General features: G+C 59.6%; 17 protein-coding genes. 8 read left to right on the forward strand and 9 right to left on the reverse strand.

Annotated elements, in window-relative coordinates:
- The first annotated feature begins 52 nt into the window (after nucleotides 1-52).
- A complete protein-coding gene (locus tag ACZ5Q2_RS03435) occupies nucleotides 53-931 on the forward strand; it encodes an ABC transporter ATP-binding protein (RefSeq protein WP_106694242.1) in 879 nt (292 codons plus the stop codon).
- A gap of 50 nt (nucleotides 932-981) precedes the next feature.
- Here the strand turns inward: ACZ5Q2_RS03435 and ACZ5Q2_RS03440 are convergent, their stop codons facing one another.
- On the reverse strand, nucleotides 982-2,280 hold the full coding sequence (locus ACZ5Q2_RS03440) for a nitrate regulatory protein (RefSeq protein WP_286253038.1): 1,299 nt from the start codon (nucleotides 2,278-2,280) through the stop codon (nucleotides 982-984).
- Between the two features lie 364 nt (nucleotides 2,281-2,644).
- Between ACZ5Q2_RS03440 and ACZ5Q2_RS03445 the strand changes: the two genes are divergently transcribed.
- The 3 genes from ACZ5Q2_RS03445 (at nucleotide 2,645) to nirD (ending at nucleotide 6,954) form a co-directional block, all read left to right on the forward strand.
- On the forward strand, nucleotides 2,645-3,874 hold the full coding sequence (locus ACZ5Q2_RS03445) for an NAD(P)/FAD-dependent oxidoreductase (protein WP_432210447.1): 1,230 nt from the start codon (nucleotides 2,645-2,647) through the stop codon (nucleotides 3,872-3,874).
- A 27-nt stretch (nucleotides 3,875-3,901) separates the two neighbouring features.
- Nucleotides 3,902-6,415 carry a nitrite reductase large subunit NirB gene (gene nirB / locus ACZ5Q2_RS03450; RefSeq protein ID WP_432210446.1) on the forward strand — a complete coding sequence of 838 codons (2,514 nt, stop codon included), beginning with the start codon at nucleotides 3,902-3,904 and terminating at the stop codon, nucleotides 6,413-6,415.
- 170 nt (nucleotides 6,416-6,585) lie between these two features.
- On the forward strand, nucleotides 6,586-6,954 hold the full coding sequence (gene nirD, locus ACZ5Q2_RS03455) for a nitrite reductase small subunit NirD (RefSeq protein WP_319636541.1): 369 nt from the start codon (nucleotides 6,586-6,588) through the stop codon (nucleotides 6,952-6,954).
- A gap of 12 nt (nucleotides 6,955-6,966) precedes the next feature.
- On the opposite strand, the gene ACZ5Q2_RS03460 is transcribed toward nirD, so the two are convergent.
- On the reverse strand, nucleotides 6,967-7,632 hold the full coding sequence (locus tag ACZ5Q2_RS03460) for a nitroreductase (protein WP_432210445.1): 666 nt from the start codon (nucleotides 7,630-7,632) through the stop codon (nucleotides 6,967-6,969).
- 494 nt (nucleotides 7,633-8,126) lie between these two features.
- Between ACZ5Q2_RS03460 and ACZ5Q2_RS03465 the strand changes: the two genes are divergently transcribed.
- Nucleotides 8,127-9,494, forward strand: a complete 1,368-nt coding sequence (locus ACZ5Q2_RS03465) for a WS/DGAT/MGAT family O-acyltransferase (protein WP_432210444.1) — start codon at nucleotides 8,127-8,129, stop codon at nucleotides 9,492-9,494.
- Here the strand turns inward: ACZ5Q2_RS03465 and ACZ5Q2_RS03470 are convergent, their stop codons facing one another.
- Both ACZ5Q2_RS03470 and ACZ5Q2_RS03475 read right to left on the reverse strand, forming a co-directional pair.
- Nucleotides 9,495-9,902, reverse strand: coding sequence for an NINE protein (locus tag ACZ5Q2_RS03470; protein WP_061331279.1), 408 nt, complete (start codon nucleotides 9,900-9,902; stop codon nucleotides 9,495-9,497). It lies immediately after the preceding gene.
- Between the two features lie 392 nt (nucleotides 9,903-10,294).
- Entirely contained in the window at nucleotides 10,295-11,401 is a 1,107-nt protein-coding gene (locus tag ACZ5Q2_RS03475) for a helix-turn-helix domain-containing protein (RefSeq protein WP_432210443.1), read from the reverse strand.
- A gap of 229 nt (nucleotides 11,402-11,630) precedes the next feature.
- Between ACZ5Q2_RS03475 and ACZ5Q2_RS03480 the strand changes: the two genes are divergently transcribed.
- Nucleotides 11,631-12,524: a metal-dependent hydrolase gene (locus ACZ5Q2_RS03480; protein ID WP_061331283.1), complete on the forward strand. Its 894-nt coding sequence runs from the start codon at nucleotides 11,631-11,633 to the stop codon at nucleotides 12,522-12,524.
- A gap of 202 nt (nucleotides 12,525-12,726) precedes the next feature.
- Here the strand turns inward: ACZ5Q2_RS03480 and ACZ5Q2_RS03485 are convergent, their stop codons facing one another.
- The 5 genes from ACZ5Q2_RS03485 to ACZ5Q2_RS03505 all read right to left on the reverse strand — a co-directional run bounded on the left by ACZ5Q2_RS03485 (nucleotide 12,727) and on the right by ACZ5Q2_RS03505 (nucleotide 19,150).
- Nucleotides 12,727-13,500 (reverse strand): class II glutamine amidotransferase, encoded by a 774-nt coding sequence (locus ACZ5Q2_RS03485; protein ID WP_061331285.1) that lies wholly within the window; start codon nucleotides 13,498-13,500, stop codon nucleotides 12,727-12,729.
- A 50-nt stretch (nucleotides 13,501-13,550) separates the two neighbouring features.
- Nucleotides 13,551-14,657 (reverse strand): GGDEF domain-containing protein, encoded by a 1,107-nt coding sequence (locus ACZ5Q2_RS03490; protein WP_061331287.1) that lies wholly within the window; start codon nucleotides 14,655-14,657, stop codon nucleotides 13,551-13,553.
- Nucleotides 14,658-14,751: 94 nt separating this feature from the next.
- Nucleotides 14,752-15,567: an SDR family NAD(P)-dependent oxidoreductase gene (locus tag ACZ5Q2_RS03495; protein WP_058092851.1), complete on the reverse strand. Its 816-nt coding sequence runs from the start codon at nucleotides 15,565-15,567 to the stop codon at nucleotides 14,752-14,754.
- A gap of 131 nt (nucleotides 15,568-15,698) precedes the next feature.
- Complete coding sequence (yfbR, locus tag ACZ5Q2_RS03500; RefSeq protein WP_230713199.1) at nucleotides 15,699-16,304, reverse strand: 5'-deoxynucleotidase; 606 nt, start codon at nucleotides 16,302-16,304, stop codon at nucleotides 15,699-15,701.
- A gap of 23 nt (nucleotides 16,305-16,327) precedes the next feature.
- Nucleotides 16,328-19,150, reverse strand: a complete 2,823-nt coding sequence (locus ACZ5Q2_RS03505) for a DUF748 domain-containing protein (protein ID WP_230713201.1) — start codon at nucleotides 19,148-19,150, stop codon at nucleotides 16,328-16,330.
- A 177-nt stretch (nucleotides 19,151-19,327) separates the two neighbouring features.
- On the opposite strand from ACZ5Q2_RS03505, the gene pdxH reads away from it, so the two are divergent.
- Complete coding sequence (gene pdxH / locus ACZ5Q2_RS03510) at nucleotides 19,328-19,963, forward strand: pyridoxamine 5'-phosphate oxidase (RefSeq protein ID WP_106694228.1); 636 nt, start codon at nucleotides 19,328-19,330, stop codon at nucleotides 19,961-19,963.
- On the forward strand, nucleotides 19,932-20,693 hold the full coding sequence (locus ACZ5Q2_RS03515; protein ID WP_432210442.1) for a 4'-phosphopantetheinyl transferase family protein: 762 nt from the start codon (nucleotides 19,932-19,934) through the stop codon (nucleotides 20,691-20,693). The genes pdxH and ACZ5Q2_RS03515 overlap by 32 nt, the downstream gene beginning before the upstream one ends.
- Nucleotides 20,694-20,704: the final 11 nt, after the last annotated feature.

Here is a 20,704-nt window from a genome sequence, read left to right on the forward strand (position 1 = left end):
TTTCGGGAGGCGTAACCCACCCGGCGCTCCGCTTGCTTTTGAGGTGATTTCCATGAGTAAAACACATTTAGAACTTACCGGTGTTGAGATGGCGTTTGATACGCCGAAAGGGCCGTTCGTTGCCCTGGACAACGTGAACCTGAAGATCCAGAAAGGGGAGTTTGTTTCGCTTATCGGCCACTCCGGCTGTGGTAAATCGACGGTGCTGAACATTGTCGCCGGCTTGTTGCAGGCCTCCAAGGGTGGCTGTGTGTTGAACGGGCATGAGGTGAACTCACCGGGGCCGGAGCGGGCGGTGGTGTTTCAGAACCATGCGCTGATGCCCTGGCTGACGGTGTATGAGAATGTGGAGCTGGCTGTTCGGCAGGTGTTTCGCAAGTCGATGAACCGTAAGGAGCGCCGGGACTGGATTACCCATAACCTGGAGCTGGTGAATATGGCCCATGCCGCCAATAAACGGCCGGGGGAGATTTCTGGGGGCATGGCGCAGCGGGTGGGGATTGCCCGGGCGTTGGCGATGAAACCGAGCGTGCTGCTGATGGATGAGCCGTTCGGGGCCCTGGATGCGCTGACCCGGGCACATCTTCAGGATTCGCTGATGGAGATTCAGCAGGAGCTGAACAATACGGTGATCATGATCACCCACGATGTAGACGAGGCGGTGCTGTTGTCGGACCGCATCATCATGATGACCAACGGGCCGGCGGCGACGGTGGGGGAAGATCTGCACATTGATTTGCCTCGGCCGCGTAATCGGGTGGCGTTGGCGGATGACGCCAAATATGTGCATTACCGGCAGGAGGTGCTGTCGTTCCTGTACGAGAAACAGCGCAAGCTGGAATCCCTGAGCAGCCGGCGGGCCGCCAGTGCCTCCACGCAGGGTGGGGAGAGTGCAAAGGTGGAGAAGGAGAAACAGCCGGCGTCTGCCTGAGGCTGCACGGCACCGGGGCTACTTTTGCCCCGGCGCTCTCGGGGATGGCGTCAGCCCAGAACACCGGCCATGGAGACCAGGGCCCGGGCCACATCGGGTAATCGCTTGCCCTGATCCATGGCCAGCTTTCGCAGCAATCGATGGGCTTCGTCGTTGCTGATGTCGCGATGTTCCATCAGTAGCAACACGGCCTTTTCCTGGGTGCGCCGGTCTTCCAGAGCTTCTTTCGCACTTTGCAGTTCTTCAGACATCTGGCGCAGGCGGCGGGTTTGCTCCTGAACCAGATCAAAGATGGATCTGCCTGACTGTTGCCCGACACCGTCACCGGCCCAGGCATCTGCCGTACTCGCATCTACTCCATTATCGCAGACCACCAATACCGGCATTGTCGAGGCGTTCCGTTGTTCCAGCGAGGCCAGCAGAGTTTCCTGGTGAGCCAGGGAGTGGCGCGCCTCGGTGTAGCGTTCCACGCAACGGTGGTGGAAGGCGTTTTCCACGGAATCTTCGATTTTCTTGAGATCATCCATACGGTCGGTCATCAGGTTAAACCAGCGATCGGCCATTTCCCTGTCCAGGGATTTATAGGGTCCGACCGACACCGCCTTCTGGCGCATCCGCTCTATTTCCAGTTCCCGCGGGTGAGACCGCAGCGCCTGCCAGAGAGCCAGGCTGTCTTCGCTGGCAAAGGCAACAAATACCTCGAAACACCGTTCCTGCGCTTCAACCAGGTGCATCATGCGCCGTGACAGTGCGTTTTCGAAGTGGCCACTGGAGAATCCCGCGGAGCCTGCCGCCCGCTCCTGGCCACAGTATTCCTTACCATTCATCACGTGCACCATGGCCACCAGCAGGCCGGCAATGGAGGGTTCAGCAACGGTTTCGGCGGCTTCAAAAACCACCGTAATCAGCTGATGGATGGTGTCGCAAAACCAGTCCGTAGCATCCACCACGCTGGCTTCCTGCCCGACCACTTTCTGCCTGAACTCGGCCAGCTGATCGAGGCTATGAAGGGCACTGGCAATATGACCCAGCAGCGGGCTGCTGACCGGATGGGTAGTCAGGTCTTCCTGTATGTCGGTCAGCGCCTTACGGAAGATGACAGCCAGTTGGTCATTCTCTTTCAGGATAACCGAACGCTCCCGGGCGAAACGCTGGCAACCGGACCCCAGATACAGGTTGGTAGCTCCCCGCTCCCGTTGCAGTCCGTGCACCAGGTTACCCACGCTCTGCACCAGCCGGCCCATCTGCAGAAAGTACTCCAGGTTGCGGATTTCGCACTGCCGGGAGGCCATCAGAAAGTCTGCGGCTGTGGCCGTCGCGGCCGTATTGGTCTGGCGTTTGCTGTTCATGGTGCAACTCCTGGTATCGGTACACAGCGGGTTCCTGTCTGACTGGACTGCAGCAATTAACAGGCCAGAACCACCGGCATCATCTTCGTGCGTTTCGCCCCATCCCGGGGCATCTTTTCTGCCCGGCACGGGTGCAATAGAGCCGCGATATCATCTAAGCAACTGAATTAAATGGAGTTAAAAAGTTGGCATGGAGATCGCTATGTCCTAATCAAGGACGACTGTCCCGGCCATGGAATCAGGCCGGACCATCAGATCATTGTTGTTGGCATTGGTGCCGGACCATCTGTTCTCTTCGGAGAGCATGATGCTCCGGCTTTTTTCGTTTGGTTTTCGGCAATTCGTTGAGTAAGGGAGCGCACCTATGGAACACACACAGACCCCTGCGCTGGTGATCTGCGGCCATGGCATGGTTGCGCAGCGATTGCTGGAGCAACTGGTGGCCACAGGGCACCCGTTCAGCCGCATTGTGGTGTTCAACGGCGAGCCTTTCGCTGCCTATAACCGAATCCAGCTGTCGTCCTTGCTGGCGAATCAGGTCCGGGAGTCAGAGCTGGAACTGAAACCCCGGTCCTGGTTCCGCCAGCACAAAATCGAGGTCTATAACCGTGAGCCGGTCACGGCCATCGAACCGCATCAGCACCGGGTGACGACCGCCAGCGGGCGCACGCTGGCTTACCACACCCTTGTGCTGGCCACTGGCGCCAGTCCTTCACGTCTTGGCCTGCCCGGCGAGGATCTGGATGGCGTGATGACCTTCCGGGATCTGACCGATACCCGCACCCTGATTCACCGGGCGCAGACACATCGCCGTGCGGTCGTCATAGGCGGCGGTTTTCTTGGCCTGGAAGCGGCCGAGGGGCTCAGGGCCCGGGGTATGGACGTCACGATTCTGCATCGCAGCGGTCACCTGCTGAACCGACAGCTCAATCCAGCCGCCGGCGAATTACTGAAGCACCAGTTACAGCAACGGGGCCTCACCGTTCTGACCGGTACAGAGCCGACAGCGCTGCTGGGCAAAAACCAGGTCCAGGCGGTACAACTCAGCGACGGCACCGTGCTGGCGACGGACCTGGTGGTGCTGGCAACCGGTATTCATCCGAACAAAGCACTGGCAGAAGCCGCCGGCCTGGCCTGCGACCGGGGCGTACAGGTGGATTCGCAGATGACCACTTCCAATCCTCATATCCACGCCCTCGGTGAATGCTGCCAGTTTCAGGAACACACGTTTGGCCTCGTGGAGCCCGGCTACGAACAGGCGGCCGTGTTGGCCCGGCATCTCTGCCAGGTGTCCGGAAACCCGGGTTTCACACCGGGAGAAATCGCCACACGCCTGAAAATCAGCGACCTCCCCATTTTTTCCTGCGGGCCGATCACTCCGGGCCCGCACACCGAAACCATTGAGTGGCAGGACTACGCCCAAGCGGTCTACGGCCAACTGCTGGTGGAACACAACCGCCTGACCGGCGCCATTCTGCTCGGCGACACCAGCAGCGCCCCCTGGTACAGCGAGTTGATTCGTTCAGGCACGGATATATCCCGCTACCGGGACACCATCGCTTTCGGCAAACCCTATTGCGACGCAGCGGCCTGATCCGCTGCCATGAGAGAGGACAAGACTATGAGCAAACAGACCCTGATCGTGATCGGTAACGGCATGGTTGGCCATCACTTCCTGGAACAGTTCAGCCAGTCTCCGGCCGCCGACGCCTATAACATCGTCGTTTTCGGCGAAGAAAAGCAACTGGCCTACGACCGGGTGCACCTGTCGGAGTATTTCAGCGGCTCAAGCCATGCGGACCTGGCCATGGGCACCGCGGACTGGTATGCCGACCAGGGCATTGATCTGCACCTGAATGAGCCGGTGACCGGCATTGATCGGGACGCCCGGATGATCACCACACCCAAGGGCGAATACCCCTACGATCAGCTGGTGCTGGCCACCGGCTCTTACCCGTTTGTCCCGCCCATTGACGGTAACGATCAGGAAGGCTGCTTTGTATACCGCACCCTGGATGACCTGGACGCCATTCAGGCCAGCGCGCAAAAGGCGAAGACCGGCGTGGTGGTCGGCGGCGGCCTGCTGGGGCTGGAAGCAGCAAACGCGCTGAAAAGCCTTGGTTTACAGGCCCATGTGGTGGAGTTTGCCCCGCGCCTGATGCCGGTTCAACTGGACGATCAGGGCGGCGCCCTGTTACGCCAGAAAATTGAAGATCTTGGTGTGCAGGTGCACACCGAGAAAGCCACCACCGCCATTGTGCCGGGCAGCGCCGCGCGGCTACGGATGAATTTCTCGGATGAAAGCCATCTGGAAACCGACCTGATTGTGTTCTCCGCCGGCATCCGCCCCCAGGACACCCTGGCTCGGGCCTGCGGCCTTGAACTGGGCGAACGCGGCGGGATCGTGATCAACAACCAGTGCACCACGTCCGACCCGCACATCCACGCCATTGGCGAATGCGCGCTCTGGAACAACTTTGTCTTCGGCCTTGTGGCGCCGGGCTACACCATGGCCCGCACGCTATCGGCGGCGCTGAACAACGACGCCAGTGCGGCCTTTACCGGTGCCGACATGAGCACCAAACTGAAGTTGCTGGGGGTGGATGTGGGCTCCATCGGCGACGCCCATGCCAAGACCCCCGGCGCCCGTAACATTCGCTTTCACGATGAGCAGGCCGGCCACTACCGGCGCATGGTGGTGAGCCAGGACGGCAAGACCCTGCTGGGCGCCATCCTGGTGGGCGATAACGGCCCCTACGATACCCTGCTGCAATACGCCCTCAATGGCATTGAGTTGCCGGCCAATCCGGAAGCCCTGATTCTGCCGGAGAGCGAAGGCGGTGCCCCGGCCCTGGGTGCCGATGCCCTGCCGGATACCGCGTCCATCTGTTCCTGCCACAACGTTACCAAGGGCGACATCTGCTGCGCGATTGACGCCGGCTGCACTGATCTGGGCGGCGTGAAGGCCGAAACCAAAGCCAGCAGCGGCTGTGGTGGCTGTGCCGCTTTGCTCAAAAAGGTGGTGGACAGCGAGCTGGAGAAACGCGGCGTGGAGGTGTGCACGGATTTGTGCGAACACTTCCCCTACACCCGCCAGGAGCTGTTCCATCTGGTGAAGGTAAACGGCATCCGCACCTTCCGGGGCCTGCTCAAGCAATACGGCAAGGGCCAGGGCTGTGATATCTGCAAGCCGACGGTGGGTTCGATTCTGGCCACCTGCTGGAACGAGCACATCCTGGCCACGGACCACGTGCCGCTGCAGGACACCAACGATACCTTCATGGCCAACATGCAGAAGAACGGCACCTATTCCATCGTCCCGCGCATTCCCGGCGGCGAGATCACCCCGGATAAGCTGATTGTGCTGGGCGAGGTGGCCAAGCAGTACAACCTGTACACGAAGATCACCGGCGGTCAGCGGGTGGACCTGTTCGGTGCCACCCTGAGTGAGCTGCCGGAGATCTGGGAAAAGCTGATCGCCGCCGGTTTCGAAACCGGCCACGCCTACGGCAAGTCCCTGCGCACGGTGAAGTCCTGCGTGGGCAGCACCTGGTGTCGCTACGGCGTGCAGGACAGCGTGGGCATGGCGATCACCCTGGAGAATCGCTACAAGGGCCTGCGGGCGCCCCATAAGGTGAAGATGGCGGTGTCTGGCTGTACCCGCGAATGCGCCGAGGCCCAGAGCAAGGATTTCGGGGTGATTGCCACGGAGAAGGGCTGGAATCTGTACGTGTGTGGCAACGGCGGCATGCGGCCCCGGCATGCGGATCTGTTTGCCACGGATCTGTCGGATGAGGAGCTGATCCGCACGATTGACCGGGTGGTGATGTTCTATGTGCGCACGGCGGACCGGCTGCAGCGGACGTCGGTGTGGATGGAGAATCTGGAGGGCGGTCTGGAGTATCTGAAGCAGGTGGTGCTGGAGGACAGCCTCGGTATTGGCGAGGAGCTGGAGCAGCATATGGCGGATCTGGTGGATACCTATCAGTGTGAGTGGAAAACCGCCGTTGAGGATCCTGAGAAGCGCAAGCGGTTCCGGGAGTTTGTGAATGCGCCGGAGCAGAAGGACCCGGTGCAGCAGTGGACTTCAGAGCGGGGGCAGCGGCGGCCTGTTTTGGAGGTGGCTTCTTCGTAGCCTTCTGGCTTGGGGGCGGAGCACGGGGGTCGGGGTAATTTTCTTCTGGAAAAAATAACTCGCTTTGCTCAGACATCTTTTTTCCTGCCAGAAAATTACCCCGACCCCCGCGCTCGCAGACATAAGTGGGATAGGCAAGTTAAAGACATTGGGATTCAGGAGAACGTTTTATGAAAGCTCGGACTTGTTGGGAAGCAGTTTGTACGGTGGACGATCTGGTGGCTGACTCCGGCATTGCGGTTTGGACGGAGGACGGGCCGGTGGCGGTGTTTTATCTGCCACACCGGCTGCCAGCGTTGTTTGCGATCAGCCATACCGATCCGTTCAGTGGCTCTAACGTGCTGGCCCGGGGGATTACCGGGGATATCAATGGCGAGCCGGTGGTGGCGTCGCCGTTGTACAAGCAGCATTTCAGCTTGCGTACCGGGCGGTGTCTGGAAGACGAGAGCGTTGGGGTGAGGGTGTACCCGGTGTTGCTGGACGGGGATCAGATCCGTCTGGAGGTGCCGGTGGCTCAGGCGGCATCGGTGGCCGCCTGAGATTGGCTCGGGTCAGCTGATGAATTCGACGTTTTCCGAGAGCGGTGCCCTTGGGCTGGTGATCTGGTTCAACGGGCTGTCGGGGTTGGCGTAGCCGATGGCCATGCCGGCGAAGACTTTTCGGTGTTCGGGCAGGCCCAGGAATTCGCTGATGGTTTTGGGGTAAACCGACCAGGATTCCTGGGCGCAGCTGTCGAGGCCTTCGGCGCGCAGCAACAGCATGATGGTTTGCAGGATCATGCCCAGGTCTGACCACTGGGGCGGGCCCATGTTGTCGTCGACGGTGCAGAACAGGCCGACCGGGGCGCCGAAGAACTCGAAGTTGCGTTTGAACCACTCGAAGCGGGCGGCTTTGTCTTCCCTGGGGATGTCGAGCTGTCGGTACATGAGTTCGCCAATCTCGAAGCGGCGGTCGCGGTAGGGTGACTGCAGTTTGGGTGGGTAGATTTCGTATTCCGGCACTTCGTTGAAGCCCTTGCTGACTTTCTCCCGCATCAGGGTTTTCAGGCGGGCCAGGGCGTCGCCGGTGACCACGTGCAGGTGCCAGGGTTGCAGGTTGCCACCGGAGGGGGCTCGGGTGGCGGTTTCGATCACTTTGCGAAGGGTGGCCTCGGAGACAGGGGTGTCCAGGAAATCCCGAACGGATCGGCGGGACTGGACGGCTTGTTGTACATCCATTGAATACAGCTCCCAAAAACGTCGTTGTTGTTTGAACAGGCTCAGACTGTGGCCCAGTATGGAGGCCGTTTCAGAGCTTGACCACCCTCACTGGCGGGTTTAGTCTCCGGCAACATTACAAGACCAATCGAGGGTGCCCGGGTCATGGAAGATCACAGTCAGTTTCGCCTGCTGTCAGAGCGAGGGTTCCTGCCGTTTTTTTGGAGATAGGCACCTTTGTGGCCATACTGGTGGGCACTCTGATGGCTGGCGTTCAGCCACCTGCCTAAGCGTTTCTGGTCCCGCATTCACCTTCTGGCCGATTATCCGGTCGCTCCGGAGCAGGCCGCCGCACCGTTGCTGGAGGAAAAAGTCAAAGCCTTGCGGGGTCACCATCGCTAATACCACCTGCCGCGCAGTCGCCGGGCTAACACAGAGCCGGGTTAATAAAGTCAATCAAGCCCGGGCCGACTTGCGCTAGTATCGGCCCATAGATCAATAACAAGGATTGCGCTGTGAAACCTCTGAGCCCCACCGATCAACTGTTTCTCTGGCTGGAAAAGCGCCAGCAACCCATGCACGTGGGTGGTCTCCAGCTGTTTTCCTTCCCGGAAGGCGCGCCGGATGATTACGTGGCCCAACTCGCAGGCCAGTTGAGAACCCAGCACCGCGTGACCAGGCCCTTCGACCAACGGCTGAGTTACAAACTGGGGCAACCGATGTGGGTGGAGGATGAGCATCTCGACCTGGAGCATCACTTCCGCTTTGAAGCGCTGCCCACCCCTGGCCGTATCCGGGAGCTGTTGTCGTTTGTCTCCGCTGAGCATTCCCACCTGATGGACCGCGAACGGCCGATGTGGGAGGTACATCTGATTGAGGGCCTGAAGGACCGGCAATTCGCGATCTACACCAAGATTCACCATTCCCTGGTGGATGGCGTATCCGCCATGCGCATGGCCACCCGGATGCTGAGTGAAGATCCCTCCGAAATGGGCCTGCCGCCGATCTGGGCCTTACCCCCCAGGCAAAGGGCTGAGCGGGACGATAACAGCTCATCCCTGTGGCGCAGCGTTGCGCATTTGCTGGGCAGTTCCGGAAAACAGCTGGGCACCATTCCTACGGTGGCGAAGGAATTGCTGAAAACGGTCAACCAGGCCCGTAAAGACCCCGCCTACGATTCCATTTTCCATGCGCCCCGCAGCGTGTTGAATCAGAAGATCACCGGTTCACGGCGCTTCGCCGCGCAATCCTACTGCCTGACCCGGATCAAGGCGGTGTGCGAGGCCTCCGGCACCACGGTGAATGATGTGGTCACGGCCATGTGTGCCTCGGCCCTGCGTACCTATCTGATGAACCAGGATGCCATGCCGGCAAAACCGTTGATCGCCTTTGTGCCCGTCTCCCTGCACCGGGACGACAGCTCCGAAGGCAATCAGGTGGGGGTGATCCTAGCCAACCTGCACACGGACGAGAACGACGCTGGTCAACGATTGCTGAAAATCCATCACGGCATGCAGGAAGCCAAAGACCGCTACCGCCATATGTCGTCTGAAGAAATCATCAACTACACCGCCCTGACCCTGGCGCCGGCGGCGTTCCATTTGCTGACCGGCATGGCGCCCAACTGGCAGACGTTTAATGTGGTGATTTCCAACGTGCCCGGGCCATCCTCCCCCCGTTACTGGAATGGCGCCAAGCTGGAGGGCATGTACCCGGTGTCCATTGCCATGGATCGCCTGGCCCTGAACATGACCCTGACCAGCTACAACGGCCAGGTAGAATTCGGCCTGATTGGCTGCCGAAGAACCCTGCCCAGCCTGCAGCGGATGCTGGATTACCTGGAAGACGGCCTAGTAGAGCTGGAAGCGGCCGCGGGCCTGTAATCAGCCAATCTGGTCGGCGTGATTGCGTTCCGATATCTGGCTGTTCAGGGTCCAGAAGTCGTAAAGCACACCAATCAGGAACAGGCCGCCGGTCAGCAGGTAGATGATGCCGGTGATCCACTTGCCCATGTACATGCGGTGTACGCCGAACACGCCCAGGAAGGTGAGCAGTATCCAGCTGATGTTGTAGCTGATATTGCCTTCCTGGAAGCGCTTGTCGGCCTGGCGATCCATGCTCGGGATCAGGAACAGGTCGATGATCCAGCCAATGAGGAACAGCCCGAAGGTGAAGAACCAGATGGTGCCGGTGATGGGTTTGCCGTAATAAAAGCGGTGGGAGCCTAGGAATCCGAAGATCCAGAGCAGGTAGCCTATGATTTTGCTGTGGGTGTCTGGTTGTCCGTTCATCTTGGTTCCTTTTTTTGGCTTTAACTCCGGCCCTAGCCTGTGGGTTTTGGGGGCGGGACTGGGGAGGTGGGATTATTTTTCCCTTGGAAAAAACAACTCGCTTCGCTCAGACATCTTTTTTCTGGCGGGAAAAATAATCCCACCTCCCCGTCCGTCACAATATCGGGGCATAGGCGGGGAAAGACAACTGCGAAAACCAATACATAACACTGAAAACAACGTTCAAAAACCGCTATGTGTTAGTAGATACGCCTTCCAAAAGGTCAGCAGGGCGTGGGGTGGTCAGAGAATTTTTTCCGCGAAAAAGATATCTGAGCGCAGCGAGTTGTTTTTCGCAGAAAAAATTCTCTGACCACCTTACGACCACGCTCCCAAACCAGAGGCGCAACAAATCAGGGCCCCACCTCCGGAGCCGGGTCCGGCCCACCTTCCCGAAACTCGGACGCCGACTTCCCGGTCCACTTGCGAAAGGCCCGGCTGAAGTTGGACAGGTCGGCATAGCCCAGTTCATAGGCGATCTCGCTGACTGACTGATTGGTATAACGCAACAGCTGGATGGCCCGGTCTTTCAGTACCGCCTCGACAATTTCGCGGTAGCTGGTGTCTTTCTCCGCCAGTCGGCGCTTGAGCGTTCGGGACGACACACAGAAACGCTCAGCCATGGCTTCCAGAGAGGGCAAAGGCCCCGGCGTCATGCGCAGCATGTTGCGGATCGCCAGCACGATATCGCCCTGTTCCTTCAGTGCTTTCTGCAGTTCAAACTCACACTGGTCCCGGGCCATGCGGGAGGCCTCGGCGTCGGCCAGGCGCATGCGCACATCAAGTAGTTTGCGGGGAAACACCAGCATTTCCTCCGGCTGGCCGTACTCGAAACGCACCGGTAACTGGCTGGCAAACCGGGCGTAGTAGGCCGGCTCCGGGCCAGACAGGCGCACCGAGACCCCCGGCAACTTGCCGTCTTCCAGGGCAAAGCCGCGGCTTTCGGCATCGGCGCGGTCCAGGAGCTGTTCGGTTAACAGAATCAGGGTGGCGCTGACGGTTTCCGCCAGAAAACCGTAGAGCCCCGGCACATCGAATTCGGTGCACAGCTGCACCAGCACCTGATCACCGGCCAGGGATTGTTTCATACTCAGGAACGGGGCCCGCAACTGCAGGTAACGGCGCACCGAATCCAGAGCTCCCTCAAAGGTCGGGCTGGTCAGGGCGGCAAAACCGAGGGTGCCGTGAATGGTCAGCCGCAGTTCCTTGGCCAGGTGGAAGCTGAGGCCATCCTTTCCGGCCAGCTCCAGGGCGCGCTGGGCCATCAGGATGGCATCGGTTACGAAGATGCGGCTGTCGTTGGCCTGGAGGTCGTCGGCCGTGAAATCCAGGCCCTGATAGAGGGCCCGGTCGTTGTGGCCAAGCTGGCGCACCGTTTCACCCAGTACCCGCAGGTAAACGCCGGGTACCAGGAACAGCCCCAGCATTTGCCGTTCTTTGTCTGCACTGGTTGATGCCATGCCGTGTCCCTGATTGATATTTGTCGTGTTTCTGACTCTAACAGAAGCCATCGCCACTGGCAGTGGGGCGGCTCGCACCGATTTACCTGTCTCCCGGGCCAATTGTGCGGCGCTTTTTGTCCCAATGTGAACGGTAGCCGTCCCAACCTCGCATTCTGTAACGCCGTTGACTCCTCCACACTGGCCCCATGACATCAGCCAAAGCGTTCAATCGCAGAGGAGTACAGACATGCTGACAACAACTCAAACAGACAAGCAAAACAAGGTTTCACATACACCGGACAATGTCTCGATCAAGCCGCAGCGCATGGGCTTTGAATTTGGAGAACAGGTACCCCGGTACTGGTTGGATAACAATTACCTGATCAGTCATACCATGAATGCGCTGTCAGTGCTGTTTCCCGAGGGTGAGCAGTTCTTTGTGGATTCGGTAAGGGCTTTCCGGGGCCAGATTCAGGACCCCAAGCTGAAAGAGGAAGTTCGCGGCTTTATTGGCCAGGAAGCCATGCATTCGCTGGAACACATTGCCATGAACCAGCACGTGCGGGACCAGGGCATGCCGGTGGAGGAAATGGAGCGTGACCTGAAGGTGATTCTGGACGTGGCCCGCAAACTGCCCAAGCGCCACCAGCTGGCCATTACCTGCGCCCTGGAGCACATCACCGCCATGATGGCCGACATGCTGCTGGAGCGGGATGACGTGCGCGAGGATATGCACGAGAGCATGCGCCCGCTTTGGGTATGGCACGCCATCGAGGAGACCGAACACAAGGCGGTTGCCTACGATGTCTTCCAGCAGGCTGGCGGCACCTACGCCGAGCGGGCGTTCTATCAGGTGTTCAGTACTGTCGCACTGGGCATTGTGGGTACCTGGTACACCGGCCGTATGATCATGCACGATCGCAAGCATTTCTCGTTGAAGGATGCCGCCAAGGGCATGTGGCGCATGTGGGGCAAGGACGGTGCGTTTTCCAGCCTGATTCCGACCTGGCTGGAGTACTTCAAGCCTGGTTTCCACCCCTGGGACAAGGACAACAGTGAGGTGATCGGTCGGTTCAAGGCGGAGATCGAGGGTTACATTGCGCCGCAGTATAAGAATGGGAATCGGCGGACCTTGCAGTAAGGTCTGCCGCTCAGCGTGACTCCGGGGGCTCTGGGTTACGCTGAGGGCTCTGGAGTTACGCTGGCGAGTGGGTGGGGTAAGCTTTTCTTCCGGAAAAAACAACTCGCTTTGCTCAGACATCTTTTTTCCTGCAGAAAAGCTTACCCCACCCACTCTCCTGCTTGACTGGACTTTGTACTTTGGGCTCTTTCGGCCCAGAGTCTTACTTTCCTCCTGATGCTATCACTTCTCCCTTTTTCCACAGCCGCCACTCGCCTGGCTGGTAGACATCCCATTGTTCATCACTGGTCAGAGGTTCGGTGACGATCACACTGACAATGTCGTTGGGGGTGGTTTCGGATTCGAAATCGACGGTCACGTCGGCATCTTTTAGGCGGGCCGGGCCGAAGGGGGCTCGGCGGGTGATGCTGGCCATTTTGGTGGTGCAGTAAGTGAACAGCCAGTCGCCGTTACTGAGCAGCAGGTTGAACACGCCTTCGCGGGCGTAGGCCTGTGACAGGCGCACCAGCCTCTCTACCACTTCCTTCAGGGGCGTTTTGCGGTCACAGTGACTGCGCAGGTGGTTGAGGATATCGCAGAACAGGGCTTCGCTGTCGGTGTCGCCCACCGGCTCGTAGAATCCCACTGCGGCCCGAAAGTGGGAGAGCTGGCCGTTGTGGGCGAAGACCCAGTAGCGGCCCCAGAGTTCGCGGATAAACGGGTGGGTGTTGGCCAGGCAGATTTCGCCAACGTTGGCCTGGCGGATGTGGCAGATGGCCACTTCGCTTTTGATCGGGTGGGTCTGGACCACTTCGGCCAGGCGGGAGCTGGCACTGGCGTCGGAATCGTGGAAGCTGCGAACGCCCTTGCCTTCATAGAAGGATACGCCCCAGCCGTCTTTGTGGGGTCCGGTTTCGCCACCACGGCGGGTCAGACCGGTGAAGCTGAAACACAGGTCGGTGGGGGTGTTGGCGCTCATGGCCAGCAGTTCGCACATGGTGAATTCGGTCCTTGGCTGTCGATGCTGTCCGCCTTAGGATACCCGATTCAGACCGTACCTCCAGCCACGGTTTTTTCGCTCCGGTCACGGTGCACCGGCCCCGCAGGGGCCACCCGATTCCGACCGGCGCGTTTGCCGGTATAAAGGCAGCGGTCGGCGACACAGAACAGGGTTTCGGCATCCTGGCCATGGTCAGGCCACTGGGCAATGCCGAAGGACGCCGTCACCCGGATACCGGCCTCACCGTAGTGTAACTCCCGGCCGGCAATGCGCTCTCGCAGTTCGTCCATCAGTTCAAAGGCGTCTGCAGGTTTTACGTCCCGCAGGATCAAACCGAACTCTTCACCACCGAGCCGGCCCACGGAGTCGGTGGTGCGCAGGCGTTCGGTCAGGCACTGGCCGATGTTGCGCAGCACGTGATCACCGGCATCATGGCCAAGGGTGTCGTTCACCAGCTTGAAGTGGTCGATGTCCATCACCACCAGCGCAAAGCCGCTGCCGTTGCGTTCGCATTCGGCAATGGTGCGGGCCAGGGTGGACTGGAAATTAGCCCGGTTAGCCAGGCCGGTCAGGGCATCGGTCTGGGCCATGTCCACCAGCCGTTGCTCGGCCTCCTCCCGGCGCTCCTCGTACATATGCATGAACACTTGCATAAGCACGCCGCACAACACCATGTTCAGCAGATCAATCATGCCGTGGGCGGTGCCAACGGTTTCCAGGAAGAAGTAGTAGACAACAAGGCCAACAACCATGAACGGCACGCTCAGGATCATCCCTTCGCATTTTCCCAGCAGCAAATAGGCCAACACCGGCATCATCAACACCCAGACAAACGCCGCGATGGAGGCATCCGGCAACAACATGATGACAATAAAGAATGAGAAGAGGGCCACCAGATAGGCGTAGATCCACTGCTGCAGGTGGGGCGTGGTCTTCAGCCGTTGCGCGCCGAAGAACAGAAGGCCGCTGGCAAGCAGTTCAATGGCAGACACCCAGGGGAATCCGTTGAAAAACTGAAGCACAGCAAACACCACCAGTGCAGAACCGGTGACAAAGAACAGTAATCTTGCGAGTGTACGGCGGTGATTGTCCCGCAAACCGGAGCGGCTGTGTTCCAGCGCCGCGCCCAGATCGGGATGCTTTGGCGTATTCATGCTGACTCTTCCCTGGATCAGCCTCAGAGTATAGCCCTTGAATACTGGTTGTAAAATAAGCAATCGGTATTCAAGGGCCGGGGGTTAGAACCGATCAGACGTACAGGTTCTTTCTGGAGAAACGCTCCACCAGTGGCTGATAGGCAGAGCCCAACAGGCGGTTGATGGCATCAATACCCCAGGCATCCGGGCCCACCAGGATGCGGGATTCGTTCTTCAGAATGCCTTTGACGATGATTTCGGCCGCCTTGTCCGGGGTGGTCATGGCCAGCTTATCGAAGCCCTTACGCTGGGCGTCGGCGTTTTCGGACTTGCCCATACGAGCGGCGTTGGCAATGTTGGTACGAATGCCACCCGGGTGCACACAGCTGACATGCACTGGCTGGTTCTCCAGCTTCATTTCCTGGCGCAGGGATTCGGTGAAGCCACGAACGGCAAACTTGGCGGCGTTATAGGCGCTTTGCTTGGGCACACCAATCAGGCCGAATACGCTGGAGATGTTCACCACGTGGCCGTCGCCGGAGGCGATCAGGTGCGGCAAAAAGGCCCGTGTGCCGTGGGCAACGCCCCAGAAATCGATGTCCATGACCCACTTGAAGTCGTCGTCAGTCATTTCCCGCACCGTGGCAGACAGCGCTACACCCGCGTTGTTGATCACCAGGTTTACCTGGCCGAAATCTGCCTTCACCTGTTCGGCGTGGGCGTAAATCTCATCACGGTCAGACACGTCCAGGCGGTAGGTTTTCACACGGTTCTTGTCGAGGGTGGCGACGGTTTCCGCCAGGCCGGCTTCGTTGACATCCGACAGCGCCAGACGGCAGCCCCGAGCTGCCAGGGCGTGGGCCAGGGCACGGCCAATGCCGGAACCTGCACCGGTCACCACGGCAACTTTGTTTTTCAGATCTTTCATGGCGGGAGCCTCTTGTTGTGGTCTTTCCAATTAAAGCAGCGTCTTGGTACTTCGCCACTTTAGAGAGCCACCCGGACCAAACCTATGGCAGCGGACTCCGCCTGGCGCCGGCAGCGGGGCCAGTCAACAGGCTATTCCAGCAGGTTATCCAGAGGCTGGTCGTAGCCCGGTGCAAAGACCTCCAGAAAGTAGCGCACCTCCGGCAATCCGTCTGCGTCCAGCCGGGCGCGGATCTGGGCTTCAGCGGGCACGAATTCCGGGTTGCCGGCACGGATTTCCGCCCGGCACTTGAGCCAGGCCGAGAGCCGGTCAGCCGCCTTGATCAATTCCTTTTCCTGCTCAGCCAGCCGGGACTCCCGAACATAGGGCGAGAAGTCATCCCGGAGATCGGCCGGTAACAAGGCCAGTAACTCCGCTTCTGCCTTGTGTTCGATATCACCGAAGGCTTCCCGCATCACTTTCGAGTGATATTTCACCGGTGTCGGCATGTCGCCGGTGATCACCTCGGTGGCATCGTGGTAAAGCGCGGCAGCCGCGATGCGGTCCGCGTTGACCTGACCGTCAAAATGCCGGTTGCGGATCAGCGCCAGGGCGTGGGCGATGGTCGCCACTTCCCAGGAATGGGTGGCGACGTTTTCTTCGATGGCGTTACGCATCAAGCCCCAGCGCTTGATCCAGCGCAGACGGGAAACATAGGCAAAGAAGTGGCTGGCAGTGCGCTTTGTCAGACTGGCCATAGAACTACCTGATTCAATTAGGATTAACGGACGTTCAGCGTGAACTGCACGGTGACAAGCCCCTGTTCATCGGTAACGGCCTGGCGGGACGGCTCCAGGGTGAACAACTGGGCGGGGTCTACTTCGTGGGTTTCCTGCAGCAGGCGGCGAACCGCCAGACCCCGGTTGGTAGCCAGTTGCCCCAGGGCCTCTGGCGGCAGCGGGCGCTCACCCTCGCGCCAGGCTTGTTGTGCCTGGGCCCAGGCTTCGTCGGTCAGTTCCTCGCCCCGGGCTTCCATCCGGGCGCGCAGTAGCGCCAGGGCGTCAGCTTCCGGATTCACGCCGCCGCGAACGTTCAGCACCAGCTCAGGGCGCTCTCTCAAAGCCTGTGCCAGGGCCGACAATTTGGCAGCCTCACCCTCTGCCAACTCAACGCTACCCGGCACAAAACTGACCTCGCCCAGGTCTTCACTACTGAAGCCCACCAGATCGGCCAGCGAGCCCAACATGCTGAAGGGGGATGCCGCGGCTTTCACCAGCAGGTTCACAAAGGCGCGCATGACGATCTGGCCGACCCGAAATTCCGGATCGGCGATATCGCCCTGGATCGGCAAATCAACTTCAATCAGCCCCCTCCGGTCTGTCAGTAGGGCCAGCCCCAGCTTCACCGGTGCGTTAATGGCCTGGTCGCTGACCACCGCCTGGCCCAGTTCCATTCGATCGAGAACGAGCCTGTTAGAGGCTTTCAGCCGGGTGCCGGTAAACTCGTAGTCCAGATTCATTCGTAGCTTGCCGGAGTCCACCCCATAGCCCAGATAACGGCCAAAATAAGGTGACAGCACCGGCAACGCCAGATCCTCCATGGCCAGGCGAATGTCGCTGGTATCCTCGGTGCCCAATGCGCCCAGCGTGCCTTCAAAGGTGACGGGGGCAACGCCTGCGAGCCGGCCCTTGAGGTTCACCCGTCCTTGCTGTGGCGGCACATTACTGATGCCGCTGACCGCACCGGTGAGATGATCAAAGTTGGTACTGAACGGCGGCTCCAGTGTGCGATCGGAATAACCGACGGCGCCGTCTTCAACCACCAGTTGATTGATCCGGAAAACAAACTCCGGTTCGCCGGAGCTGGCTTCGGGGCCGGTCGATTGCGCTGATGCAGGCTCACGACCGGTATCGGCCTGCCCGCGAACGATCCGGGCCAGATTGTGCACGCCATCCAGTGAGCGAACAACGTTCAGCGAGGGCCGTGCCAGGGTTACCGTGCCGATTTCCAGCCTGGGCGGGTAAACATTGAATTCGATTGGCGCCAAGCGCAGGGTACGCCAGCCCAACATGGAGGCATCGCCATCAGGCAGCCTTAAATCCAGGTTTGCGACCTCGCCGGTGCCGCTGAACGTACCAGTCATCGGATCGTCCTGGCTGTCCAGGTCCAGGTTTCCATCAAAACTCAACTCACCGCTGGCCAACGCCAGGTTGGCCGCTTGCTGCAGGTATGGCTCCATCACCGCAAGCACAAGATTGGAACCGGATACTGCCGCCTCCAGCGTGAACGGCGCCGGTGTCAACTGGCCGTTGGCGGCGACACGGCCACCACTGGCAAGCGCTGAACTCAGCCGGTAGCTGACGGGTTCATCCAGGCGATCCGATAAACCGCCCAGGGTTATGTCCAGATCCACCAGTTCCAGCTCTGCCGCTTGCTGTGGCACCTGATCCCGCCAGCGCACCCGCCCGTCAGCCAGCTCAAAGCCCTGAACCGACCAGCGAAACGCCGGTACGCCGGTGTCCGGTGGCTCGCCCTGGCCTTCATCGGCAGTGGCTTCTGGCATAGTTGCCAGCCAGTCAATCTGACCCTCGTTGTTGCGGACCGCGGCAACAAAGGGTTGATCGAGTGTGATCATACCTACCCGGGCTTCTCTGGCTGTCAGATCAAAGCCGATACCATCAACCTGGATACCGGAAGTGGTCAAGCCCGGTTCCTCATCCCCGGCATCCAGGGCCAGGTTCTGCACAGTCAGCTTGCCCTGGGACGTGATCAACTCAAACGGCTCGCCACCCGCCAACTGGTAATAGGACTCGATGGCCACGGTGCCATCCCGTAACTGCCATGGCAAAAACGGCGACAGAAAATGCGCCAGGGTGTCATGGCGCAAATCAGACACCTTCAGGCGGCCTTCGGAGTAAAGTGGCGCTATGCTCAGCTCACCGTCCCACTCAATGGTCTGGTCACCCAGGGCAGCAATCACTGAATACTGACTGCCACCGGTCTCCCTTGGCCAGGTGGCCAGCTCGTTGATGGACAGGTCGAGCGGGGTAACACGGAACTCTGCCGGCTCCGCCTGGCTGAAATCCCGGAACAGTAACTCGCCGCCATCGATCGCCAGGTGCTGGAAGTACAGCTTGGGTATCGCGCCTGCCTCATCCCCGGCTTCGGCTGCGGCTACGGGTTCCTGTGCGAGCTCATCTGGCCGGGAGGCCTGCCAGTCGCGGGCAAAGTTGATGCTGTAGTCATCCAACAGATCCAGCCGGATGTGCGGTTCCTGCAGGCGAATGTCCTGGAAATGGACGATCCCCCGGAACAGGGGAAAGAAACCAAGATTTACAAACAGGCGATCAAACCCGACCACTTTTTCGCCGGCACGGTCGTCCGCAGACAACCCCGTTATATCCAGGGTCAGGGTGAAGGGGTTTACCTGAACTTCCGACAACTCAGCCTGCCAGCCCATCTGCTGATTCAGCTGTTCCGGCAAAGTCTTTTCGAGCCACCAGGGCAAAGCCAAAAAGCCTGCGAGGGCGTACAAGCCAAACAGAACGACCGCTACAATAGCCAGGTTTCTGGGCAAACGACTGGGGGAATGACTCCGGGCCACGAAACTCTCCTTGATCGAGGGCGAACACACGGGGCTGCCTGCACCCCCTGCCTGACACTAGGATAGTCCGCCCGGTAGTCCTTTGTCAGCCGCTGACACGCCAACGTGAACCCGTTATGCTTGAGTGCCGTACCTGTAGACACTTAGCGGGTTACGCAGCAAGACGAGGAGAGGTGAATGGACATCGGCGATATGCGTCGGGATTTTGAAAGTGAGGGGCTGGACAGGGAACACCTGAATGACGACCCAGTAGCCCAGTTCCAGGCTTGGTTTAACGATGCCCGTAGTGCCGGGATTCTGGAACCCAACGCCATGTCACTTGCCACCACCGGCTCTGACCAGATGCCGGACTTGCGCACCGTGCTACTGAAATACTTTGATAGCCAAGGCTTTGTTTTCTACACCAACTACGGCAGCCGCAAGGCCAGAGAACTGGACGAAAACCCAAGGGCTGCGCTGCTGTTCCCCTGGATCGGTCTGAACCGCCAGGTACGTATTCAGGGAAAGGTAGAGAAAGTCAGTAAGGCGGAATCCCTCAGGTACTTCGCCTCCAGACCCCGTGGCAGCCAGCTCGGAGCCTGGGTTTCTGAACAGAGCAAGGCGATTACCTCAAGGGGGCTACTGGAACAAAAGGTGGCGGAGATGAAACGCAAGTTCAGCTCCGGTGAAATACCCTTACCCAGCTTCTGGGGCGGTTATCGGGTGGTACCGGAACGCATCGAGTTCTGGCAGGGACGGCCAAGCCGACTTCACGACCGTTTTGAATACGTGAGAGAGGCCGATGGCTGGACCATCCAACGACTCCAACCCTGATCATCCCAGTATCTGGCTGTGCCACCAGATCAACCGGGATGTTCCCGAAGCTCCTGCCTGGATGACCGGTTTCGAGGCTGAAACACTGGCTCGGCTGGCGGGTACTCGCCGTCAGGAGTTCCTGACCAGCCGCTGGCTGCTCCGGCAAAGCCTTGCGCAAACCAGTGACCAGGCACCAGAGTGCTGTCTTCCCGTGGATGGGCGACCAAACCGTGCCGTTTATCCGGAAGGCCATTATCTCTCATTGAGCCATAGCCGGGGTCTTTGCGCCGTAGGCACAGACACCTATCAGCTGGGTATCGACATCGAGCCAAGCCAACGCAGGCCGGATTGGGTCGCCGTTGCCAGACGCTGGTTCTCCCCCATCGAACAGGAGTGGCTGTTTCGCGCCGATGACCCCTTCAATTTCCTTAAAGTATGGACCCTGAAAGAGGCCTGGCTCAAGGCAACCGATCGTGGCATTGCCGGCAACCTGCAAACCCTTGAAGTTCGCAACCAATTTGAGCTCTATGGCGATCAGCCCGACCAGACCTGGCTGGCCAGTTGCTTCTACGTGGAGGGTTTTCTGGTAACGTTGGTCTATCGAGGCAGGGATCAGGGCGGCCCGGGCAGTTGGCCGGGTATCACCTTGCTGGAACCACCCCCGGATGACTACAACCTGGCACTGGCGGGTACCCAGGAAGCAAGTTGGGAACCCATGTTCCACAGGGTCATCCGGTCAAAGCGATAACCGGGACTCAC

The sequence above is a fragment of the Marinobacter alkaliphilus genome (assembly GCF_055394375.1).